Annotated in this window: 23 protein-coding genes; 5 read left to right on the top strand and 18 right to left on the bottom strand. The window is 70.3% G+C overall.

The window, feature by feature from the left end; all coding sequences use genetic code 11:
* Window positions 1-107: 107 nt before the first annotated feature.
* The 4 genes from frr to rpsB all read right to left on the bottom strand — a co-directional run bounded on the left by frr (window position 108) and on the right by rpsB (window position 3,334).
* A complete protein-coding gene (gene frr, locus BJ998_RS26560; protein ID WP_184865937.1) occupies window positions 108-665 on the bottom strand; it encodes a ribosome recycling factor in 558 nt (185 codons plus the stop codon).
* A gap of 61 nt (window positions 666-726) precedes the next feature.
* On the bottom strand, window positions 727-1,503 hold the full coding sequence (gene pyrH, locus BJ998_RS26555; protein WP_184865935.1) for a UMP kinase: 777 nt from the start codon (window positions 1,501-1,503) through the stop codon (window positions 727-729).
* Between the two features lie 92 nt (window positions 1,504-1,595).
* On the bottom strand, window positions 1,596-2,411 hold the full coding sequence (tsf, locus tag BJ998_RS26550) for a translation elongation factor Ts (protein ID WP_184865933.1): 816 nt from the start codon (window positions 2,409-2,411) through the stop codon (window positions 1,596-1,598).
* Window positions 2,412-2,503: 92 nt separating this feature from the next.
* Window positions 2,504-3,334, bottom strand: coding sequence for a 30S ribosomal protein S2 (gene rpsB / locus BJ998_RS26545; protein WP_184865931.1), 831 nt, complete (start codon window positions 3,332-3,334; stop codon window positions 2,504-2,506).
* A gap of 360 nt (window positions 3,335-3,694) precedes the next feature.
* Between rpsB and BJ998_RS26540 the strand changes: the two genes are divergently transcribed.
* The 5 genes from BJ998_RS26540 (at window position 3,695) to BJ998_RS26520 (ending at window position 8,420) form a co-directional block, all read left to right on the top strand.
* Window positions 3,695-4,312, top strand: a complete 618-nt coding sequence (locus BJ998_RS26540) for a M23 family metallopeptidase (protein WP_184865929.1) — start codon at window positions 3,695-3,697, stop codon at window positions 4,310-4,312.
* A 140-nt stretch (window positions 4,313-4,452) separates the two neighbouring features.
* The gene (locus BJ998_RS26535; RefSeq protein ID WP_184865927.1) at window positions 4,453-5,964 is read left to right on the top strand and encodes a class I adenylate-forming enzyme family protein; all 1,512 of its coding nucleotides are present in this window, start codon (window positions 4,453-4,455) and stop codon (window positions 5,962-5,964) included.
* Window positions 5,965-6,007: 43 nt separating this feature from the next.
* On the top strand, window positions 6,008-6,772 hold the full coding sequence (locus BJ998_RS26530) for a phosphosulfolactate synthase (RefSeq protein ID WP_246488658.1): 765 nt from the start codon (window positions 6,008-6,010) through the stop codon (window positions 6,770-6,772).
* 653 nt (window positions 6,773-7,425) lie between these two features.
* Window positions 7,426-7,824 (top strand): VOC family protein, encoded by a 399-nt coding sequence (locus tag BJ998_RS26525; protein ID WP_184865925.1) that lies wholly within the window; start codon window positions 7,426-7,428, stop codon window positions 7,822-7,824.
* Entirely contained in the window at window positions 7,824-8,420 is a 597-nt protein-coding gene (locus BJ998_RS26520; protein ID WP_184865922.1) for a histidine phosphatase family protein, read from the top strand. Before BJ998_RS26525 ends, BJ998_RS26520 begins: the two co-directional genes overlap by 1 nt.
* A gap of 384 nt (window positions 8,421-8,804) precedes the next feature.
* Here the strand turns inward: BJ998_RS26520 and BJ998_RS26515 are convergent, their stop codons facing one another.
* The 14 genes from BJ998_RS26515 to rpsP form a co-directional block, all read right to left on the bottom strand.
* Complete coding sequence (locus tag BJ998_RS26515) at window positions 8,805-9,668, bottom strand: FliA/WhiG family RNA polymerase sigma factor (RefSeq protein WP_376775906.1); 864 nt, start codon at window positions 9,666-9,668, stop codon at window positions 8,805-8,807.
* A gap of 70 nt (window positions 9,669-9,738) precedes the next feature.
* The gene (locus tag BJ998_RS26510) at window positions 9,739-10,920 is read right to left on the bottom strand and encodes a tyrosine recombinase XerC (RefSeq protein WP_184865918.1); all 1,182 of its coding nucleotides are present in this window, start codon (window positions 10,918-10,920) and stop codon (window positions 9,739-9,741) included.
* A gap of 184 nt (window positions 10,921-11,104) precedes the next feature.
* A complete protein-coding gene (dprA, locus tag BJ998_RS26505) occupies window positions 11,105-12,229 on the bottom strand; it encodes a DNA-processing protein DprA (protein WP_184865916.1) in 1,125 nt (374 codons plus the stop codon).
* Complete coding sequence (locus BJ998_RS26500) at window positions 12,226-13,737, bottom strand: YifB family Mg chelatase-like AAA ATPase (protein WP_184865914.1); 1,512 nt, start codon at window positions 13,735-13,737, stop codon at window positions 12,226-12,228. The genes dprA and BJ998_RS26500 overlap by 4 nt, the downstream gene beginning before the upstream one ends.
* Entirely contained in the window at window positions 13,737-14,117 is a 381-nt protein-coding gene (locus tag BJ998_RS26495; RefSeq protein ID WP_184865912.1) for a YraN family protein, read from the bottom strand. Before BJ998_RS26495 ends, BJ998_RS26500 begins: the two co-directional genes overlap by 1 nt.
* 572 nt (window positions 14,118-14,689) lie before the next feature.
* Window positions 14,690-15,031: a DUF2469 domain-containing protein gene (locus BJ998_RS26490; protein ID WP_043722832.1), complete on the bottom strand. Its 342-nt coding sequence runs from the start codon at window positions 15,029-15,031 to the stop codon at window positions 14,690-14,692.
* Window positions 15,028-15,759: a ribonuclease HII gene (locus tag BJ998_RS26485; protein WP_312890569.1), complete on the bottom strand. Its 732-nt coding sequence runs from the start codon at window positions 15,757-15,759 to the stop codon at window positions 15,028-15,030. The genes BJ998_RS26490 and BJ998_RS26485 overlap by 4 nt, the downstream gene beginning before the upstream one ends.
* Before the next feature lie 43 nt (window positions 15,760-15,802).
* Complete coding sequence (lepB, locus tag BJ998_RS26480) at window positions 15,803-16,768, bottom strand: signal peptidase I (RefSeq protein ID WP_312890337.1); 966 nt, start codon at window positions 16,766-16,768, stop codon at window positions 15,803-15,805.
* A gap of 56 nt (window positions 16,769-16,824) precedes the next feature.
* Window positions 16,825-17,658 (bottom strand): signal peptidase I, encoded by an 834-nt coding sequence (gene lepB / locus BJ998_RS26475; protein ID WP_184868947.1) that lies wholly within the window; start codon window positions 17,656-17,658, stop codon window positions 16,825-16,827.
* A 12-nt stretch (window positions 17,659-17,670) separates the two neighbouring features.
* Window positions 17,671-18,033, bottom strand: coding sequence for a 50S ribosomal protein L19 (rplS, locus tag BJ998_RS26470; protein ID WP_184865908.1), 363 nt, complete (start codon window positions 18,031-18,033; stop codon window positions 17,671-17,673).
* A gap of 191 nt (window positions 18,034-18,224) precedes the next feature.
* On the bottom strand, window positions 18,225-18,989 hold the full coding sequence (gene trmD, locus BJ998_RS26465) for a tRNA (guanosine(37)-N1)-methyltransferase TrmD (RefSeq protein WP_184865906.1): 765 nt from the start codon (window positions 18,987-18,989) through the stop codon (window positions 18,225-18,227).
* Window positions 18,989-19,516 carry a ribosome maturation factor RimM gene (gene rimM / locus BJ998_RS26460; protein ID WP_184865904.1) on the bottom strand — a complete coding sequence of 176 codons (528 nt, stop codon included), beginning with the start codon at window positions 19,514-19,516 and terminating at the stop codon, window positions 18,989-18,991. Before rimM ends, trmD begins: the two co-directional genes overlap by 1 nt.
* Window positions 19,513-19,752 (bottom strand): RNA-binding protein, encoded by a 240-nt coding sequence (locus BJ998_RS26455; protein ID WP_043722819.1) that lies wholly within the window; start codon window positions 19,750-19,752, stop codon window positions 19,513-19,515. Before BJ998_RS26455 ends, rimM begins: the two co-directional genes overlap by 4 nt.
* Window positions 19,749-20,201 (bottom strand): 30S ribosomal protein S16, encoded by a 453-nt coding sequence (gene rpsP / locus BJ998_RS26450; protein ID WP_184865902.1) that lies wholly within the window; start codon window positions 20,199-20,201, stop codon window positions 19,749-19,751. The genes BJ998_RS26455 and rpsP overlap by 4 nt, the downstream gene beginning before the upstream one ends.
* Window positions 20,202-20,381: the final 180 nt, after the last annotated feature.

Genomic DNA, 20,381 nt, shown 5'->3' with positions numbered 1-20,381 from the left:
ACTTTGCCGGCGGCTTGTCGCCCGGGTCGCCCGCGGACGCGTCCTGGTCGTCGCGCCGGCCACGTGTGGAAGTCACGTCCGTCGAACTCTCCCCTGCCGACAGGTCCTCAGACCTCCAGCAGCTCGGCTTCCTTGTGCTTGACGAGCTGGTCGATCTGGGCGACGTACTTGTCGGTGAGCTGCTGCAGCTCCTTCTCGGCGCGGGCGACGTCGTCCTCGCCGGCCTCGCCGTCCTTGGCGATGCGGTCCAGCTCCTCCTTGGCCTTGCGGCGGATGTTGCGCACCGCGACCTTGGAGTCCTCGCCCTTGCTCTTGGCCACCTTCACCATGTCCCGGCGGCGCTCCTCGGACAGCTGCGGCACCACGACGCGGATGATCGTGCCGTCGTTGGTCGGGTTCACGCCCAGGTCGGAGTCGCGGATCGCCTTCTCGATCTCCCGGAGCTGGCTGGCGTCGTACGGCTTGACGACGACCATCCGGGCCTCGGGCACGGTGATGCCGGCGAGCTGGTTGAGCGGTGTGGGTGAGCCGTAGTACTCGACGTTGATGCCCTGGAACATGGTGGCGTTGGCACGCCCCGTGCGCACCGCGGCGAGATGGTCCTTGGCCACGGACACCGCGGTTTCCATCTTCTCCTCGGCGTCGAGAAGGGTCTCGTCGATCACGGCTGCTCCTTAACGATGCTGCTGGCCGGTTGTGACTTTGCCGGTGCTCACGATCCCAGCGTCAGGCCGAGGGCCTGTCGTCAGGGGTGCTCACCACGGTGCCGATCCTCTCACCGCGCACGGCGCGGGCGATGTTCCCCTCGGTGAGCAGGTTGAACACGATGATCGGCATGTTGTTGTCCTTGCACAGCGCGAACGCCGTCGCGTCGGCCACCTCGAGGCCGCGTTCGAGCACCTCCTGGTGGGTGATGCTGTCGAACTTGCTGGCGTCGGGGTTGCGCCGGGGGTCGGAGTCGTAGACGCCGTCGACCGCCTTGGCCATCAGCACCACGTCGCAGCCGATCTCCAGCGCGCGCTGGGCCGCCGCGGTGTCGGTCGAGAAGTACGGCATGCCGACGCCGGCGGCGAAGATCACCACGCGGCCCTTCTCCAGGTGCCGCTCGGCGCGGCGCGGGATGTAGGGCTCGGCGACCTGGCCCATGGTGATGGCGGTCTGCACCCGGGTGTCGATGCCCTGCTTCTCCAGGAAGTCCTGCAGCGCGAGGCAGTTCATCACGGTGCCGAGCATCGCCATGTAGTCGGCCCGGTCCCGGTCCATGCCACGCTGGCTGAGCTCGGCGCCGCGGAAGAAGTTGCCGCCGCCGATGACCACGGCCACCTGGGTGCCGCCGCGGACCACGTCGGAGATCTGGCTGGCCACGGTGTGCACCACGTCGGGGTCGACGCCGACGGCGCCGCCGCCGAACATCTCGCCGCCCAGCTTCAGCAGCACCCGGCGGTAGCCGTTGCCGTCACCGGTCGGAGCGTCCTTGGTCGATCGGTCCTGGGTCAGCGACATCGAAGCTCGGTTTCCTCTCGTCGTCCGCTGTGGTCCTGGCGTGCGAAAGCGGGGCCGCCACGTACTGTGGCAGACCCCGCCTGCGCCGGGCCTCAGCCCTGGCCCACCTCGAAGCGAGCGAAGCGAGTCACGGTGACCCCGGCCTCGTCCAGCAGGGCCTTCACGGTCTTCTTCGACTCCTGCACGGACGGCTGCTCCAGGAGCACGACGTCCTTGTAGAAGCCGTTCACCCGGCCCTCGACGATCTTGGGCAGGGCCGCCTCCGGCTTGCCCTCCTCGCGGGCGGTCGCCTCGGCGATGCCGCGCTCGTGCTCGACGATGTCCGCCGGCACCTCGTCGCGGGTGACGTACTTGGCCTTCATCGCGGCGATCTGCATGCCGACACCCTTGACCGCGTCACCGTCCTGGCCGGTGTACTCGACCAGCACGCCGACGGCCGGCGGCAGGTCGGCGGAGCGGCGGTGCAGGTAGGTGCTCACCTGGCCGTCGAACACGACGACCTTGGCCAGCTCCAGCTTCTCGCCGATCTTCGCGGACAGCGCCTGCACGGCGTCCGCGACGGTGCCGTCGCCCAGCTTGGCGGCGGTCAGCGAGGCCACGTCGGTCGCGCCGGAGTCCTTGGCGGCGGCCACGATCTTGGCGGCCAGCTCCTGGAACTCCTCGTTCTTGGCGACGAAGTCGGTCTCGCACTGGAGCTCGATCATCACGCCGCCGTCGGCGGCGACCAGGCCGTTGGCGGTGGCCCGCCCGGCGCGCTTGCCGACGTCCTTGGCGCCCTTGATGCGCAGGATCTCGACGGCCTTGTCGAAGTCGCCGTCGGCCTCCTCGAGGGCCTTCTTGCAGTCCATCATGCCGGAGCCGGTGAGCTCGCGGAGTCGCTTCACGTCGGCCGCGGTGTAGTTCGCCATCGTGCGGTGTCCGTTTCCTTCTGCGGGTACGCGCGGGTAGTGCGTTGGGCACGCGCCCGCCCGCGCGAGAGCGCGGGCGGGCGGGGGGCCGGTCAGGACTGGGCGGTGACTTCGGTCGCGGCGGCGTCGGCGGCCGGCGCGGTCTCGGCGTTCGCGCCGACCAGGAGCTCCTGCTCCCACTCGGCCAGCGGCTCCTCGGCCGAACCCGGCTTGTCCGCGGCCTGGGTGCGGGCGCCCGAGCGGGCGATCAGGCCGGCGGCGGCGGCCTCGGCGACCACCTTGGTGAGCAGCGTGGCGGAGCGGATCGCGTCGTCGTTGCCCGGGATCGGGTAGTCGACCTCGTCCGGGTCGCAGTTGGTGTCCAGGATGGCCACCACCGGGATGTTCAGCTTGCGCGCCTCGCCGACGGCGATGTGCTCCTTCTTGGTGTCCACGATCCACACGGCGCTGGGCACCTTGGACATGTCGCGGATACCGCCGAGGGTCTTCTCCAGCTTGTCCTTCTCACGGGTGAGCATCAGGATCTCCTTCTTGGTGAGACCCTGGAAGCCGCCCGTCTGCTCCATCGACTCCAGCTCCTTGAGCCGCTGGAGGCGCTTGTGCACGGTGGTGAAGTTGGTGAGCATGCCGCCCAGCCAGCGCTGGTTCACGTACGGCATGCCGACCCGCAGCGCCTCCTGCGCGATCGCCTCCTGCGCCTGCTTCTTGGTGCCGACGAACAGGATGGAGCCGCCGTGCGCGACGGTCTCCTTGACGAACTCGTAGGCGCGGTCGATGTACGACAGCGTCTGCTGCAGGTCGATGATGTAGATGCCGTTGCGCTCGGTGAAGATGAAGCGCTTCATCTTCGGGTTCCAGCGACGGGTCTGGTGCCCGAAGTGGACGCCGCTGTCGAGCAGCTGCCTCATGGTGACGACGGCCATGGCCGGTTGCACCTCTTGGTGTCGTGCGCGCCGGGTGGCGCGCGGTTCGGTTGACGCAAGGGGTCGGGTGACCCAGTGCCCTGGTGCCTGGCCACCGCCCGAACCCGCCGGCCGCGCCACCGTGGAGATGGGGCACTGCCTTCGGGACCGCCGGACGGCGTACCCCTCTGATCAGGGGTAAGCGCTGGCACGCGAAGTCGACCCGCGATACACAGGTCGCGGGGGAAGTGTACGCCCGAACCCCCCGAACGCCCGAATCGGGCTCCCGGTTGTCCACAGCCCCCGGCCCGCCGACCGGGTTGTCCACATGTCGATCATCGCCCGTGGTGGAGGCAGCCCCGCGAGGTCGAGGGTGGACGCATGCCCACCGCACTCGCCCTCACCGCGATCGTCCTCACGGCGGCCGTCATCACCGCTCCTTACGCCTTTCCGCACACCACAACCGCTTTTCCCGTCTCCAGCCGCGCCTGGCCGCCACCTCTTCCACGCACCAGAGCCGCCCTGGCCATCCCTTCGGCCAGGGCGCCGGCGCTTACCCCGTCCCCTTCTCGCTACGGCTGGCCGCTGGCCCCGCCGCATCCGGTGCTGCGCCCGTTCCTGCCGCCGAGCAGTCCGTACGGTCCCGGCCACCGCGGCGTCGACCTCGGCGCCGCCGCCGGCGAACCGGTGCTGGCCGCGGCGGACGGGGTGGTTTCCTTCGCCGGCTGGGTGGCAACCCGGGGCGTGGTGGCGGTGGCCCATACGGGCGGTATGCGCACCACGTACGAGCCGGTCCGGCCCGAGGTGGCGCCCGGCCAGCGGGTCCGTCGTGGCGAGGAGGTGGGGCGGCTGATGCCCGGTCATGCGGGCTGCGTGGCGGCATGTCTGCACTGGGGCGCGCGGCGGGCCGACGAATACCTGGATCCGTTACGCCTGTTGTCGACGCAGCGCGTACGGCTGTTGCCGTGGCGTGAACCGCCACCGGGGGAGGTCGCCTGAATTCGCTGTCGAATCGCTGTCGGTTGGCCCCCAATTCCCCCAAATCGGTCGCACACAGCGGGTTCTTAAGTTGCTCCTAACCGACTCACATCGATCAAGTCAAGAATCGGTCCGGTCATCCCGCATCGTGAGGAGGCCGCATGGCAGTGGTGTCCCGACTGCTGACCGCACGGGCGCTGGAGCGGCCCGCGTCCGCCGCGTTCATCGCCGGCGCGGACGGCAGCTCGCTCACCTGGGCGGAGCTGGCGTCCCATGCCGAGATCTGGCGTGCGGCCAGTCGCGCGGCGGCATTGCCGCAGCGGGCCCGGATCGGGCTCGTGGCGACCGATCCGCTGGCGTTCACCGCCGCTTATCTGGGCGTGCTGGCGACCGGCTTGACCGCCGTGCCGCTCGATCCCCGGCTCACCGCGTCGGAGCTGGCCAATTCCCTCTCGCGGCTTCGCGTGGACGTGGTCGCGACGGACACTCCGGACGTATTCGACACCGAGACCGAATTGTGGTCGCTCACTCAATTGGGCCCGGTTCCGGTCCGACCGGCGTCCTTGTCCGCTCGCCCGAGCGATGGCGCGGCGCGGCGGCCGGCGGTATTGCTGGCCAGTTCCGGCACCACCGGAGCGCCAAAGGGCATTCCGCTGTCCGAATGGCAGCTGATGCACGCGGCGCGACGGGTCGCCCGGCACCACGGATTCGGCCCCGACCAGCGCGGCTACACGCCGCTGCCGCTGTTCCACGTGAACGCGCAGGTGATGGGCTTGCTGGCGAACGTCGTCAGCGGAGCGTCGCTGGTGGTGGAGCGCCGGTTCGACGTGAAGGCGTATTGGGAGCGCGTCGAGCAGTGGCGGCCGACCTGGCTGAACGCAGTGCCCGCGATCCTGGCCTCGCTGGCCGCAGCACCCGCGCCGAGCGAGGACGTCGTGCGCGGCATCCGGTTCGCACGGTCAGCGTCAGCGCCGCTCCCGGAGCACACGCTGCGCGCATTTGTCGAACACACCGGCATCGGCGTGCTGGAGACGTACGGCATGACCGAGGCGGCGGGTCAGATCACCGCCAACCCGATCGAGGCGGCCGAGCGCCGCATCGGCTCGGTCGGCCTGCCCGTAGGCATCGGCCTGTCTGTGCTGGGCCCGGACGGGCGCCCGGCCGCGCCCGGTCAGGAAGGCATGGTCGCGCTGCGCGGCCGGCAGGTGGTCAGCCACTACCTCGATCTGTCCGCGGACGTGCCGGAGCGGGCCCGACCCGCCCGCGACGGCAGCGGCTGGCTGCTCACCGGCGACCTCGGTGTCCGTGACGAGGCCGGCTTCGTGCGGCTGTCCGGCCGCGCCGACGACGTGATCAACCGGGGCGGCGAGAAGATCCATCCGCTGGAGATCGAGAACGTGCTGCTCGGGCACCCGGCGGTGCGGTCGGCCGCGGTCGTCGGCGCCCCGCATGAGCGGCTCGGGCAGGTGGCGGTCGCTTTCGTCACCGCCCACCCCGGTGCGCGGGCCACGGACCTCGCCCGCGACCTGCACGAACGCTGCGAGCGGGAGCTCACCCGGTACAAGCGCCCGACCACGATCGAGGTGACCGCGCAGCTGCCCACCGGGCCCACCGGCAAGGTGCTGCGTCGCGCGCTGCGGGCCGAACTGGCGACCGCTGGAGGCGTCCGATGACGCCGTCACACCGAACCACGATTCCGAGCCCAGGAGGCACCGCATGAGCAGGGGCATGCACGGCACCACCATGATGATCGACCCCGGCCTGCCGACCGGTGCCTTCACCGACGTCATCGACAGCCACGGGCGCCTCGTCGACCTGGTCAAGTTCGGCTGGGGCACGGCGCTCGTCACCAAGGACATCGACCGCAAGGCGGCCGTGCTGCGTGAGGCCGGCATCGACTTCTACTTCGGCGGCACCCTGTTCGAGCACGCGGTGTGGACCGACCAACTGGCCGACTACCTGGCGCTGGTGGAACGCACCGGGGCCACCCACATCGAGGTGTCCAACGGGACCATTCCACTCGACCAGCGCAGCAAGGCCGACTACGTGCGTCGGATGTCCTCGCACCGGCCCGTGCTGTCCGAGGTCGGCTACAAGGACGCCGACCGATCCGCGCTGCTCACGCCCGCCGACTGGGTGGAGGCGCTGCGCGAGGACCTCGACGCCGGCGCCGTCATGGTGATCACCGAGGCTCGGGAGAGCGGCCGCAGCGGCATCGCCAACTCCGACGGGCAGATGCGCGCCGACGTTCTCGGCGCCGTGCTCGACGCCCTCGACCCCGCGATCGTGATGTTCGAGGCCCCGACCAAGGACCTGCAGGTGGAGCTCATTCGCACCGTCGGTCCCCACGTCAACCTCGGCAACATCGCCACCCACGACGTCGTCGGCGTCGAGACGCTGCGCCGCGGACTGCGCGGCGACACCCTCCTCAGCCTCACCACCGGCGTAGCCGCCGCCCGCTCCCTAACCCACTCCAAGTGAAGCCGACGGTCTTTCTCCTCCCGAGGCCCCCCAACTGGTGCCACCCCCACCCACCCAACCAACCAACCAAACCACCGCTCTCACGCCCCCAACCGAAGCCGCCAGCCTCTCTCACCCATCCAACCGAGCCACTCTCACGCCCCAACCAATGCCGCCGCTTTCCCACCTGCCCCAACCAAAACCACCGCTCCCTCCTCCGCTCGTCAGCCCACTGAAGCCCCTCCCCCCAACCGCAACCGTCTCCCTCCCGCGCCCATCCGCATGAAGCCGCCGATCACCCACCCTCCACCCGAAGTCGCCTTCCTCCCTCACGTCCAGGCCTCCAGCCGAACCCGCCCCTTCCGCGCTCCACCGAGAACCGCCCGTCCTCAGCCACCGCCCGACTGAAACGACCCCATCCTCAACCACCGCACAGCCGGAACCACCCCGTCCTCAACCACCGCCGACCAAAACCACCCCCGCGCCCGCACCCGTCCCAATCGCCCCACCCCGCACCCATCCCAGCCAGAGCCACCTCCACGCCCGCATCCGTCCCAACCGCCCCCGACCCCGCGCCCATCTCAACCGCGCCCGACCCTGCCCCACCCCAACCGAAAGCCCCCAACCCTGTCCCACCCCAACGAAAAGCCTTACGCGACAAAGGAAAGACGAGGATGCGCAACCCGTACGACGCCTGCCATATCGCCGTTCCAGCCCGAGACCTGGACGAGGCGCTGGAGTACTACGTCTTCGGCCTGGGTGCGAAGCTGGCCCGGCGCTACGACGACCGGATCACCCTGGATTTCTTCGGCGACCAACTGGTCTGCCACCTGTGCGAGGACGTGCCGGACGAGGCGGTCGCCTATCCGCGGCACTTCGGCGTCAGCTTCGCCCAGGCCGAGGACTTCGACCGGCTGGTGCGCCTGGTCGAGCACCGCAAGCTGCGTGTGCTGTCCGGGCCGTCGATCCGCTTCGAGGGCACCGCCGAGCAGCATCGCACGCTGTTCCTGGCCGATCCGTCGAACAACGTGATCGAGTTCAAGAACTACGACGACCCCCGCATGCAGTACTGATGACCGACGTGACGACAAGCCCCACTGTCCTGCACCTGATCCGACACGGCGAGAGCACCTGGAATCTCGCCGGCCGCATCCAGGGCCAGTCGCCCGAGGCCGGCGGCCTGACCGCCGCCGGCCGGGCCCAGGCCCAGCTCACCGCCGACCTGCTCGCCGAGCGCCCGTCCCGGCCCACCGCGATCGTCGCCAGCGACCTCATCCGGGCCCGCGAAACCGCCGAGATCATCGCTTCCCGGTTGTCCCTGCCCCTCGAGTTCGACCCCGAGCTTCGCGAGCAGCGGCTGGGCGTGTTGGAGGGTCAGCGCCTCGACTCCCCGTTCGCGGACGACCCCACCGCCCTGGCCACCGTCGACCGTCTCTGGCGCGAACCGTTCCTCCGCCCCGCCGGCGGCGAGAGCATCGCTGATATGTACGCCCGCGTGCACCGCGCCCTCCGCCGCCACGCCACCACCCGACCGGGCACCGAGTTGGTCCTGGTAACCCACGGCGGTCCAGTGCGCATGGCGTCGACCCCCGAGCCGCCCACCCCCGGCGTCCCCGTCCCTCGCGTAGGCGTCGACAACGCCTCCGTCACCTCGATCACCATGACGTGAAGCAACCCGGAGGGCGACCGGCCCGAGCGCACGGATCGCCTCCACGCCGAAACACCGTCACCAGGGCGGACTTGGGCCAGCATCAGCAGCGCCGCATGACCGGAACAGAGACGGCCATACGCCAAGCTGAATCCGCGCCGCACGCCGTGCTCGGTCGGTGGCCACGCGCGCGGTCGGTAACCCGGCACGCGGTATCCGGTTGCTGGCCTGGGGGTTTGGCACACGCACTGAAAGGCGGCCGGGATGTTCAAGGGCAGTTGCGAAAGCCCCGCGGGAGCGGCGGGACAAGTGCCTGCCACCAGTGCCGCGCGTGAGCGGAATCAGCTGGGCAGTGCGGTTGCCGGCCGCATCCATCCCAGCTGTTCCGTTCAGGACTCGGGCAACTCAGCTCTCGGACTGCTCGGCGAGTTTGGTGCGCAGGCGCAGGACGGCGCGGGTGTGCAGTTGGCAGACGCGGGATTCGGTGACGCCGAGAACCCGGCCGATCTCGGCGAGGGTGAGGTTCTCGAAGTAGTACAGCGTCACGACGATGCGATCCCGCTCGGCCAACTGCGCGATGGCGTCGGCGAGTTGGCGGCGGCTGTCCTGGTCGACGAGGTTGGCGACGGGGTCCTCGGCGTAGTCGTCGGGGAGGGTCTCGGCCAAAGAGGCCGTGCCACGGCCGGCGGCGATCAGCTCGTCGAGGGCGACGACGCTGGTCAGCTGGAGCTGGGCATAAAGCTCACGCAGTTCGCTGATGGTGATCGACAGCTCGTTGGCCAGCTCGGAGTCGGTGGGGGTGCGCTGCAGACGTCCGCCGAGGCGTTCCAGGGCGCGTTCGACGTCGCGGGCGCGGCTGCGGACGGAGCGGGGCACCCAGTCCTGGGAGCGCAGGTCGTCGAGGATGGCGCCGCGGATGCGCTGCATGGCGTAGGTCTCGAACTTGAGACCGCGCTCGGGCTCGAACTTCTCGATGGCGTCGACAAGGCCGAAGATGCCGGACTGGATCAGGTCGCCGACGTCGACGTGCGCCGGCAGGCCGGTGCCGACCCGTCCGGCGACGTACTTGACCAGCGGCGCGTAGTGCAGCACGAGACGGTCCCGCAACTCCTGCGCCCGGCTGGCGCCGTACCTGCGCCACAACGCGACGATGCCCGCCTCGACGTCGTCGGCGGTGCGCTGATCACCGGGAAGGACCCCGTCGGGCTGGCCCGCACCATACGAGCCCCGCGAGCCACCGGCGGCCGGGCCGTGGCTGCCGTTGCGCATCGCTGTCGTCTCCGGGGCGCGTGTCTCCAGGGAGGGCACGGTTGCCGTGCGGGAACCTCCCCCGGCGTCCTCAGGAACGGGGGTGGGTTCGCTCATGGATCGCCTTAAGCCGTTCGACGGTGACGTGGGTATAGAGCTGCGTGGTGGCTAGCGTAGCGTGACCGAGAAGCTCTTGGACGGTCCGCAGGTCCGCTCCCCCTTCCAGCAGATGCGTGGCGGCGGAATGCCTTAGCCCGTGCGGCCCCGTGTCGACTGCTCCGGGTACCGCACCGACGGCGCCGTGCACGATCTTGCGGGCCGTTCGCTGATCAAGCCGGCCGCCTCGCGCGCCGAGCAGCAAAGCGGCCGGCGAATCGGGCCTGACCAGGGCGGATCGCCCCTCGTCCAGCCAACGGCGGAGCGCCCGCTCTGCCGGTGCGCCGAAGGGCACGACACGCTCGCGGCCACCCTTGCCGAGCACGCGAATCACTCGGCTGGAGTAGTCCACGTCGCCCAGGTTCAGGCCACAGAGTTCGGACACCCGGACCCCAGTGGCGTAGAGCAGCTCCAACAGAGCTTGGTCACGCAGAGCAACCGCCGCGCCCTCCGCGGCCCCGCTCTCGGCGGCGTCCAGCATCGCCGCGGCCTGCTCCTTGCGCAGCACTCCGGGCAGCGTCCGGTGCGGACGCGGCGCCATCAGCAGCTGCCCCGGATCGGTCGCCAGATGCCCGCGACGACGAGCCCATGCGGTGAACGTCCGGGCCGCCGCCGACCGCCTGGCCAGCGTCGACCGGCTCGCCCCGGCGGCCCGCAGCCCGCCGAGCCAGCCGCGCAGCGCGGCCAGGTCGATGTCCGCCACCGCGACCGGCAGCGGCGGCTCGTCAACGGTGTCGGCGGCCTGACTGTCCACGCCGAGGCGGGTCACCTCGGTAGTCCGGCCTTCCACGCCGGCACCGGAGCGGATCGTGTCGGTGGCTCGGGTGACCGCGTCGGAACCGGGGCGGGTGGAGTCAGCGCCGCCGCCGTGATCACCGTCGGTGTGGCCGCGGCGGGCGCGGGCCTCACCGATCCGATCGTCCGATGGTGTGGGCGGAGCCAGATGTCCCAGCAGGGACACCACATCGCCGAGGTAGGCGCGCACGGTGTGCTCGGAGAGGTTGCGTTCCAGCCGGAGGTGCCGCTCGTAGTCCGCGAGCACCGCCTCGACGTCTGCGGGCAGCCGCTCGCGGAGCCGGATCAGCTCCTGCCCAGCCGGCCGTCGTGAAGAGGGCATCGAACGCGTGTCACATCCCCGCGAGCGGCGAGGCGACGTGCGGCCTCAGCGAAACGACCCGCCCGATCCCGTGATGTCCACCCGCGCGGATGACCCTCGTGTGACGGCGCATAGCCCAACACGGTGCGCCGCAACCCGTTCGTGGTCAAGCATCGCCACACCCGTTGGAGTGGCCTCTGCCCGTTCATCCCTGTCTACGGCACCACCCCGCTTCACACTTTTGGACTAGCCCCAACAGTTCCAGCTCCGGCAGCAACGCTCTGACCCGCGGCAATGGGACGCCGGAGCCGACAGCGATGCGCTCCGCGCTGAAACCACCCCGCGATGGCAACTCCTCGTGCACGCGAAGCATCACCCGATCGAGGCCATCAGTTGACCGCATGGGTTCATCCGATCGAGTAGTTGCGTCGACACCGATCCGTCCGGCATCGGCCAGCACGTCCTCCGCGGTGCACACCGCCGTCGCCCCTGCCGTGCGCAACAGGTCGTGGCAGCCGACCGACATCGCGGACGTGACCGGCCCGGGTACAGCCATCAGCGGACGCCCCAACGCACTTGTTGTCGCCGCGGTGTTTCTCGAACCGCTTCGACGGCCCGCCTCCACCACGACCGTGCCCGCCGCCAGCGCCGCGATCAGCCGGTTCCGCACGAGGAAGCGATGTCTTGCCGGTCGGGTGCCCGGCGGATACTCACTGACCACCGCCCCGTCGACCGCGATCCTGCTGAGCAGGTCGGTGTGGCCCGCCGGATAGGCCACGTCGACACCACAGGCCAGCACCGCGACCGTGGAGCCGTTGGCCCCGAGGGCGCCGCGGTGCGCGCAGCCATCGATTCCGTACGCTGCACCGGAAACGACCGTCACGGATCGCTGGGCGAGGTCGTAGGCGATTTCCCCGGCCACTTGCTCGCCGTAGCTGGTGGCCGCGCGGGCGCCGATCACCGCGACCGCCTCCTGGACGAGCTCGTCGAGCCGGGCGTGGCTCCGCACCCACAGCCCCAACGGCTCCGTCATGCCAGGCACGCCCCGAGCCGCGGCGTTGGCCAGCGCCAACAGCTGCCATGCCGGCCATTCGTCGTCCTCCGGAATCACCAAACGGGCTTGCCGGCCCGAAGCCTCCTCAAGGTCCCGCGCGGCGACGTCCAGGTGCCGCCGCGCCGCCGTCTCGTCGTTGGCCGCCTTGCCGGCTCGGACCAGCTCAGCCGCCCGAACCGGCCCGAAATCCGCCACCAGCGACACCACCTCAGGCGCTGGCGGCTCCGCGACCCGCAACAGATAGGCCCTGGCCAGCCGGGTTTCGTCGGTCGTCATGCCGCCCTCCGATCCCGGAATTCCAGGGCGGCCGCCACGTCGTCGCTGTCGGGGCAGTCCTTCTCCGCCAGGTCCGCCAGCGTCCAAGCGATCCGAATGCACCGGTCGGCGCCTCGCGCACTGACGAAGCCGGTTTCGAGGCCGCGGTCGAGCAGCCGCATGGCCTTGGCCGGCGGCCGGAAGTGCCGCCGCAGCGCGGGGCCCGGCACCTCGGCATTCGTCTGCCAGCCGTGCGCGGCCCACCGCTCGACGGCCCGCACGCGAGCCTTGGCGACCCGTTCTCGCACGGTCACGGAACTCTCCGGCGGCCCTACATCGCTGTTGTGCATGGCGTGGATGGGCCGCATCCGGGTGCGGATGTCGATCCGGTCCAGCAGCGGGCCGGACAGCCGCGAGAAGTACCGCCGCCGCTCGTTCGGCGTGCATCTGCAGTCGACATCCCTGATCGGCGCACAGGGACACGGGTTCGTCGCCAGTACCAGCTGGAACCGGGCGGGATAGCGTGCGACGCCGTCCCGCCGCGCCAGTCGGATCTCGCCCTCCTCGATGGCAGTGCGCAGCGCTTCCAGGTGGGGCGTGCCGAACTCGCAGGCTTCGTCGAGGAAGAGCACGCCGCGATGAGCCATGCTGACCGCGCCGGGTCTGGCCAGGCCAACCCCACCACCGACGAGGGCTGGAATGGACGCCGAGTGATGTGGGGCGATGAACGGCGGCAGCGTCACCAGCGGCACGTCGGCGGACAACGTGCCGGCGATGGAGTGGATGGCCGTCACCTCCAGCGCCTCGTCCGGCGTGAGCTGCGGCAACAGTCCGACGATGCGTTCGGCCAACATGGTCTTGCCTGTGCCCGGCGGACCGACGAGCAGCAGGTTGTGCGCGCCGGCGGCGGCGACCTCCAACGCCCACCGGGCCTCCGGCTGGCCGACGACGTCGACGAGGTCCGATGTCGTTGCCCTGGTGACCGAGCTGGGCGGACTGGGCTCGACCAGCGCCGACTCCTCGTCCTTCAGCCACGACAACACATCAACGAGGCGGTTGGCTCCGCGCGCCTGGATGCCGTCGACGAGAGCGGCCTCGGCGAGCGTCTCCACCGGCACGACGGCGCACTTCAGCCCGGCCCGCTTCGCGGCGAGCAGCCGCGGCAGCACACCTCGAACCGGCCTGATTCGGCCGTCCAGGGCCAGCTCGCCGATCAACACCGTGCCGCCGAGCTTGGTCTGCGGCACGCTGCCGGCACCCGCCAGCACAGCGCACGCAAGGCCCAGGTCGTAGCCGGAACCGCCCTTGGGCAGGTCCGCCGGCGACAGTGCCAGCGTGACCTGGTCCGGCCAGTCAAGCCCGGAGTTCCGGACGGCGGCCCGCACCCTGTCCTTGGACTCGTTCAGGGCCGGGTCGGGCAGCCCCAGCAGCTGCACCTTGGGCTTGCCCTGACCGACGTCGGCCTCGATCTCCACCGGCAGCCCGTCCACGCCGAGCAACGCCACCGACCACGTGCGCGAGAGCGGCATCAGAACGCTCCCCGTAGATGCTCCACCCTCGCCGGTCCGTACCCCGGCCACAGGATGGAGATGATGTCGAAGCGCGTGTCGCAGTACGCGACCTTGTGCGCGGCTCGCCATCGGTGCGTGAGCCGGCGGATCCGAGTGGCCTTCACGTAGTCGACCGCCTCGGACGGCTTGCCGAAGTCGGGGCCCGAGCGGGTCTTCACCTCGCACACCACGAGGCGACCGCCGCGGTCGGCGGCCACGATGTCCAGCTCGCCCTCGGGACATCGCCAGTTCCTGGACAGCACGACCAACCCTTGGCCCTCCAGGAAGAGGGCCGCCAAATCCTCGCCCATCCTGCCCAGCTCGGCCGGACTGGGTGCGCTGCATCGATCGCGGGTCATGCGTCGACACTGCGCCGAACAGCCCTACGCCCGCTACGCCGTTTGCCGAGCTGTGGACAGCTCGGGAGTTGTCCACAGGCGATCCCCAACCGGCTCCGCACACCCGGTGAGATGTGGTTGGCTGGCCGGGGACCTCTTGCGCCGGCGAAGCGGGGAATCAATTGGTTAGGACGGACTGAGGGGCACGCCCAGGACCGAGGATCGGGTTGAAGCAGGGGCGGACCGGATCGGGAGCAGGTCAGCGGACCACCCGTTTGGCGCGCATATTCGGAGGCCGAGGCGGGACAAAGCAGCCGGGCCAGGACGAGGGAGCGCCCGACACGGAAGCTGGGCTGGGCCCGGGGCGAAGGCTGGACAGCGCCCAGGCGGAAGCTGGCCCGGGCCGGAGCGAAGGCTCGGCCATGCCCGCGGCGGAAGCTGGCCCGGGTCGGGGGCGGAAGCTCGGCCGCGACTAAGACCGGGCCGGGCCCGGGCGGATCGAGGGCAGGGGCTCTGGCCGGGCAAAGCAAAGGGGCTTTCCCGCGGCGAATGCGGGAAAGCCCCTTGTCGGCAGAACTGGGTGGCGGGGCCGGTTACGTGGCCGGGCCGCCGCCGGCCCCGAAGGGGCCGTCTTCGGGGAGACGCAGGTCGGGCTTGTCGAGCTCCTCCACGTTGACGTCCTTGAAGGTGATGACCCGGACGTTCTTCACGAACCGGGCAGGGCGGTACATGTCCCACACCCAGGCGTCGGACATCCGCACCTCGAAGTACACCTCGCCCTCGGCGTTGCGAACCTGCACGTCGACGGCGTTGGCCAGGTAGAACCGGCGTTCGGTCTCCACCACGTACGAGAACTGACCGACGATGTCGCGGTACTCCTTGTAGAGCTGAAGCTCCATCTCGGTCTCGTACTTCTCGAGATCCTCCGCGCTCATCGGACCCGCGTCCCTCCTCGTCGTGAGCCAGGTACCCCGACCTCCGGGGACGCTCCATTCTGAACCACCCGGCGTGCCACCTCGTGCGGAGGGCACATGTTGTGCAACCGGCCGGCCGCGGCGACGTTCACGTACGACCAGCGGTGCTCGCCGGTCGGGCCGTGCTCGTTCAGCGCGGCGGTGTGCTCGGCGGTGCAGTAGCCCTTGTGCACGTCAAAGCCGTAACGCGGCAGCCTGTCGTGCAATTCCGTCATGATCCGGTCCCTGGTCACCTTCGCGAGCACGGAAGCGGCGGCCACGCACGCGACCACCTGGTCCCCCTTGATCACGGCGGTGCTGGGCGCGGTCAGCCCGGGCACCTTGAAGCCGTCGACCAGAACATAACCCGGATGGGTGGTGAGCTGGGCCACCGCGCGCCGCATGCCCTCGATGTTGGCCACGTGCACACCGATGCGATCGACCTCGGCGGGCGGGATGACGATCACAGCGAAGTCCAGCGCCCGGGCCAGCACCAGGTCGTACATCCGCTCCCGGGCGGCCTCGGTGAGCAGCTTGGAGTCGGTGAGCCCCTCCAGCTTGCGGGCGTCGCCGGCCCGCAGCACGCACGACGCCACCACCAGCGGCCCGGCGCACGCACCGCGACCGGCCTCGTCCACGCCGGCGACCGGGCCTAACCCCCGCCGGTCCAGCGCCGACTGCAAAGCCCAGTTGCCCGTACTGCTCCGGATGACCGCCCGCTGCGGCCGGAGCGCGTCACCCGCGACTACCACCTCAGCGGTCGCCCCGGGCGAACAGTCCGAACAGCTTGCGCCGTATCCGCCGGCCGACCCACAGGGTCGGGAACGCGGCGGCGAGACCGACGCCGGCCGGCAGCCCCTCCTGCCAGGCGGGTGCGTGCAGCGCGGACGCCTGGGCCTGCGGGTCGACGGTGGTCACGCCGCCCCACCGCTGCGGCGGCAACACGATCAGCCGTGCCTTGCCGATCACGTTGGACACCGGCACCGCGCCGGCCAGCAGGTCGCCGTGCCCCTGCAGCCGGGAGTCGTCGGAGTTGTTGCGGTTGTCGCCCATCACCCAGAGCTTGCCGTCAGGCACCTTCACCGGCCCGAACGTCATCTGTGTCGGCGGATAGTCGGGCCGCCAGTAGATGTACGGCTCGTTGAGCGGCTTGCCGTCCACCACGACCCGGTTGTTGTCACAGCACTGCACGGTCTGCCCGCCGACCGCGATCACTCGCTTGATCAGGTCGTACTCGTTGGGCGGGTACAGCGAGATGGCCGACGCGAAGTTCTCGAAGCCCCGCACGATCGGGTTGCTCGACTGCTGCGCCTGGAACTCGCTCTTGTCCCAGTTGTCCGGCGCCTTGAACACGATCACGTCGCCCGGCGACACGTTCGCGAAGTCGTAGGTCAGCTTGTCGACGAGGACCCGGTCGTCGGTGCAGCCGTCGCAGCCGATGAGGGTCATCTCCATCGACTCGGACGGGATGACGTAGACGCGCGCGAGGAACGTCTGGATCAGGATCGTCAGCACCAGCGCGGTGACGATCAGGATCGGCAGTTCCTTCCAGAACGACCGCTTCTTCTCGGGCTTACGCCGCCGGCGCGTGCGCGACGTGCTGGCGCCCTCGAGAAGGCCCGGCTCCGACTCGGCCTGCTCGGTCTCGGAAGAAGTCGCCTTGGGTTCCTCCGGGTCCGGGTTGCTCTGCTGGTTCTGCGAGGGCACGACGTCGGTCACCGGGCCAGGTTACGCTAGCGCTGGTGGGGTCGAGGTACAGCTGGCCGTACGGTCCCCTACACGGGTAGTAGCGAATCCGCCCAATTGCGACGCCGCCACCACAGCAGGGCGAGACCACCCGCGGCGACCTGCGGATCGTGGTCGGAGATGAAGCCCCACCGGCCCGGCGGCAGCACGATCACGCGGGCCTTGCCGATCACGTCGCTGACGCCGATGGTGCCGTTCACCCCGCCGCCGCCCTGGTACCGGGAGTCGTTGGAGTTGACCCGGCTGTCGCCCATCACGAACAGCCGACCCGCCGGCACCTTGACCGGCGCGAAGTCCTCCATCTTCGGCTGCCGCCCCGGCAGGTAGTAGATGTACGGCTCGTCCAGCGGCTTGCCGTCCACCACCACCCGGTTCTTCGCGTCGCAGCACTGCACGGTCTGCCCGCCGACGGCGATGACCCGCTTGACGAAGTCGCGCTCGTCGACCTGCGCCAGCCCGACGAGCGAGCCGAGCGCCTGCAGTCCTTGCACGATCGGGTTGTCGCTGTGCTCGGTGGTGAAGTCGTTGTGCGTCCACGCTTCCGGGCCGCGGAACACCACGACGTCGCCGGGCGACGGGTCGCGGAAGCGGTAGATGACCTTGTCGACCAGCACGCGGTCGTCGGTGCAGCCGGCGCAGCCGTGCAGCGTCTGCTCCATGGAGCCGGACGGGATGACGTAGACCTTGGCCAGGAAGGTCTGGATGAGGACGGTCAGCACGAGAGCGATCCCGATCAGGATGCCCGTCTCCTTGAGAAAGGAGCCGGCGCGCTTACGGCCCTTGCCGCCATCCTTCGATGGCGGCAAGGGCCGTTCCGCGTCGTCGTGCTCGTCCCGGGACTCGTCGGCGCTCACCGGGGCGATACGAGGGTTCGATCAGGAGTTGGCCGGGATCGCGTCCCGCTTCTCCTTGATCTTGGCGGCCTTGCCGCGCAGGTCACGCAGGTAGTACAGCTTGGCGCGGCGGACGTCACCGCGGGTGACGCGCTCGATCTTGGCGATGTTCGGGGAGTGCACCGGGAAGGTGCGCTCGACGCCGACGCCGAACGAGATCTTGCGCACGGTGAAGGTCTCGCGCACGCCGCCGCCCTGGCGACGGATCACGACGCCCTGGAACACCTGGACCCGCTCGCGGGAGCCCTCGATGACGCGGACGTGGACCTTCAGGGTGTCGCCCGGGCGGAAGTCCGGGATGTCGGAACGCAGCGACTGAGCGTCCAGAGCGTCCAGGGTGTTCATCGGTGGTCCGTCCTCGTCCTTCGGGTGTCTGTCGTACAACCCCCGCGAAGCGCACGGACGAACTCCACTGCCGGAATCCGGGTGCTGGTCCTGCCTGGGGGTCTGGCCCAACTGGCGCACGCCGACCTAGACGGCCGGGTGCAGCAACCTGTCCAGTGTGCCAGACGAGGTCGGCAGGCCCAAATCGGGGGTCAGGGGTGGTCCGGGTCGCGCAGGCGGTCCAGCAGCGCCCGGTCGTGCTTGTCGAGCTGGTCGTCGGCCAGTCGGTCGAGCAGCTCGGGCCGGCGCGCGAAGGTGCGCTCCAGCGCCTGGTCGCGCCGCCAGCGGTCGATCAGCTTGTGGTTGCCCGAGCGCAGCACGTCCGGCACGGCCAGGCCGCGCCAGAGCTCGGGACGGGTGTAGCTGGGGCCCTCCAGCAGCCCGTCGGAGAACGAGTCCTGCTCGGCGGACGCCGGGTTGCCCAGCACGCCGGGCAGCAGCCGGGCCACGGCCTCGACCATGACCAGCACCGCGACTTCGCCGCCGACCAGCACGTAGTCGCCGATGGAGACCTCGTCGACCTGCATCCGGCCCGCGGCGTCGTCCACGACCCGCTGGTCGATGCCCTCGTAGCGGCCGCAGGCGAAGGCCAGCCACGGCAGCCTGGCGTACTCGCGGGCCGTTTCCTGGGTGAACGGTTGGCCGGCGGGAGTGGGCACGATCAGCCGGGGCAGCGTGCCGTCGGCGTCCGGCTTGCACACGTCGTCCAGGGCCTCGCCCCAGACCTGGGGCTTCATCACCATGCCGGGACCGCCGCCGTAGGGGCTGTCGTCAACGGCCTTGTGCACGTCGTGCGTGTAGTCCCGCAGGTCGTGCACGTCGACGCTGATCAGCTTCTTGTCGATGGCCTTGCCGAGCAGCGCGGCCCGCAGCGGTTCGAGGTACTCCGGGAAGATGGTCAGCACGTCGATGCGCATCACGCGTCCAGTAGTCCCTCGGGCGGGTCCACGACCACGCGGCCGGCCGCGACGTCCACGGTCGGCACGATCTCCGTGACGAACGGCACCAGCGCCTCGCCGCCGCCGTCCCTGCGCACGGCCAGCAGGTCGCTGGCGGCGGTGTGCAGCACCTCGGCGACCACGCCGACGCGGTTGCCCTGCACGTCCACGACCTCGAGCCCTTCCAGCTCGTGGTCGTAGAACTCCTCGGGATCGTCGGACGGCGCGATCTCCGACGCGTCGACCAGCAGCAGCAGGCCACGCATCGCCTCGGCGGCGTCCCGGCCGGCGACACCCTCGAACGTCACCAGCAGCCGCCCGGTGTGAGGCCGGACGGCTGCGATGGTGACTGTTCCGGATGCGCCGTCACGCGCGCGGGTGACCAGCACGGACCCCGGCGCGAACCGCTCCTCGGGGGAGTCGGTGTGCACGTCCACGACGAGTTCGCCGCGGATGCCGTGCGGCTTGACGACCCGTCCGACGACGCGAACGTCGGGACTGCTCAACGGTCGGTGTCCACCACGTCCACGCGCACGCCGCGACCGCCGATGCCGGCCATCACGGTGCGCAGGGCGGTGGCGGTCCGACCGCCCCGGCCGATCACCTTGCCGAGGTCGTCCGGGTGGACGTGCACCTCGAGGGTGCGACCGCGGCGGGTGGTCAGCAGGTTGACCCGAACGTCGTCAGGGTGATCGACGATGCCCCGGACGAGGTGCTCGAGCGCGTCCGCGAGCAAACTCACGCCTCGCCGCCCTCGGACTTCTCCTCAGCGGCGGCCTCGTCCTTGGACTCGGCCTTCTTGGCGGACGCCTTCTTCTTCGGCGTGGTGGCCTCGGTCGTGGGCTCCTCGCCCGCGGCGGCCAGCGCGGCGTTGAACAGCGCCTGCTTGTCCGGCTTCGGCTCGGCGTGCTTGAGCGTGCCCTCGGCGCCCGGCAGGCCCTTGAACTTCTGCCAGTCGCCGGTGATCTCCAGGATGCGCTGCACCGGCTCGGTCGGCTGCGCGCCGACACCCAGCCAGTACTGCGCCCGCTCGGTGTCGACCTCGATGAAGCTGGGCTCCTGCAGCGGGTGGTACTTGCCGATCGTCTCGATCGCCTTGCCGCTACGGCGGGCGCGCGAGTCGGCGACGATGATCCGGTACTGGGGCTGGCGGATCTTGCCGAGCCGCTGCAGCTTGATCTTGACGGCCACGGGTGGTGGTACTCCTCAGGCTCTCGTTGCTCCGGGTCGAGCACGGCCGGCCGCGTGGGGACACAGCGGTCGAGCTCAGGTTTCAGGACGCCACGGCACAGCGAGAGGGACCGGCAATGGCGGACAGCCGTCCATTCTGCCAGACGAGGACGCGGGGACACCAATCGCCCCCTGCCCGAA

This window comes from Kutzneria kofuensis (assembly GCF_014203355.1).
Lineage (GTDB): Bacteria > Actinomycetota > Actinomycetes > Mycobacteriales > Pseudonocardiaceae > Kutzneria > Kutzneria kofuensis.
The sequence above is the reverse complement of the archived record's forward strand: the minus strand, read 5'-3'. Positions and strand labels throughout refer to the sequence as shown.

Bases quoted from the DNA above. Each gene is read 5' to 3' on its own strand.
- pyrH (WP_184865935.1), bottom strand. From the start codon at position 1,503: ATGTCGCTGACCCAGGACCGATCGACCAAGGACGCTCCGACCGGTGAC.
- tsf (WP_184865933.1), bottom strand. From the start codon at position 2,411: ATGGCGAACTACACCGCGGCCGACGTGAAGCGACTCCGCGAGCTCACC.
- rpsB (WP_184865931.1), bottom strand. From the start codon at position 3,334: ATGGCCGTCGTCACCATGAGGCAGCTGCTCGACAGCGGCGTCCACTTC.
- BJ998_RS26540 (WP_184865929.1), top strand. From the start codon at position 3,695: ATGCCCACCGCACTCGCCCTCACCGCGATCGTCCTCACGGCGGCCGTC.
- BJ998_RS26535 (WP_184865927.1), top strand. From the start codon at position 4,453: ATGGCAGTGGTGTCCCGACTGCTGACCGCACGGGCGCTGGAGCGGCCC.
- BJ998_RS26530 (WP_246488658.1), top strand. From the start codon at position 6,008: ATGAGCAGGGGCATGCACGGCACCACCATGATGATCGACCCCGGCCTG.
- BJ998_RS26525 (WP_184865925.1), top strand. From the start codon at position 7,426: ATGCGCAACCCGTACGACGCCTGCCATATCGCCGTTCCAGCCCGAGAC.
- BJ998_RS26520 (WP_184865922.1), top strand. From the start codon at position 7,824: ATGACCGACGTGACGACAAGCCCCACTGTCCTGCACCTGATCCGACAC.
- BJ998_RS26515 (WP_376775906.1), bottom strand. From the start codon at position 9,668: ATGCGCAACGGCAGCCACGGCCCGGCCGCCGGTGGCTCGCGGGGCTCG.
- BJ998_RS26510 (WP_184865918.1), bottom strand. From the start codon at position 10,920: ATGCCCTCTTCACGACGGCCGGCTGGGCAGGAGCTGATCCGGCTCCGC.
- dprA (WP_184865916.1), bottom strand. From the start codon at position 12,229: ATGACGACCGACGAAACCCGGCTGGCCAGGGCCTATCTGTTGCGGGTC.
- BJ998_RS26500 (WP_184865914.1), bottom strand. From the start codon at position 13,737: ATGCCGCTCTCGCGCACGTGGTCGGTGGCGTTGCTCGGCGTGGACGGG.
- BJ998_RS26495 (WP_184865912.1), bottom strand. From the start codon at position 14,117: ATGACCCGCGATCGATGCAGCGCACCCAGTCCGGCCGAGCTGGGCAGG.
- BJ998_RS26490 (WP_043722832.1), bottom strand. From the start codon at position 15,031: ATGAGCGCGGAGGATCTCGAGAAGTACGAGACCGAGATGGAGCTTCAG.
- rplS (WP_184865908.1), bottom strand. From the start codon at position 18,033: ATGAACACCCTGGACGCTCTGGACGCTCAGTCGCTGCGTTCCGACATC.
- trmD (WP_184865906.1), bottom strand. From the start codon at position 18,989: ATGCGCATCGACGTGCTGACCATCTTCCCGGAGTACCTCGAACCGCTG.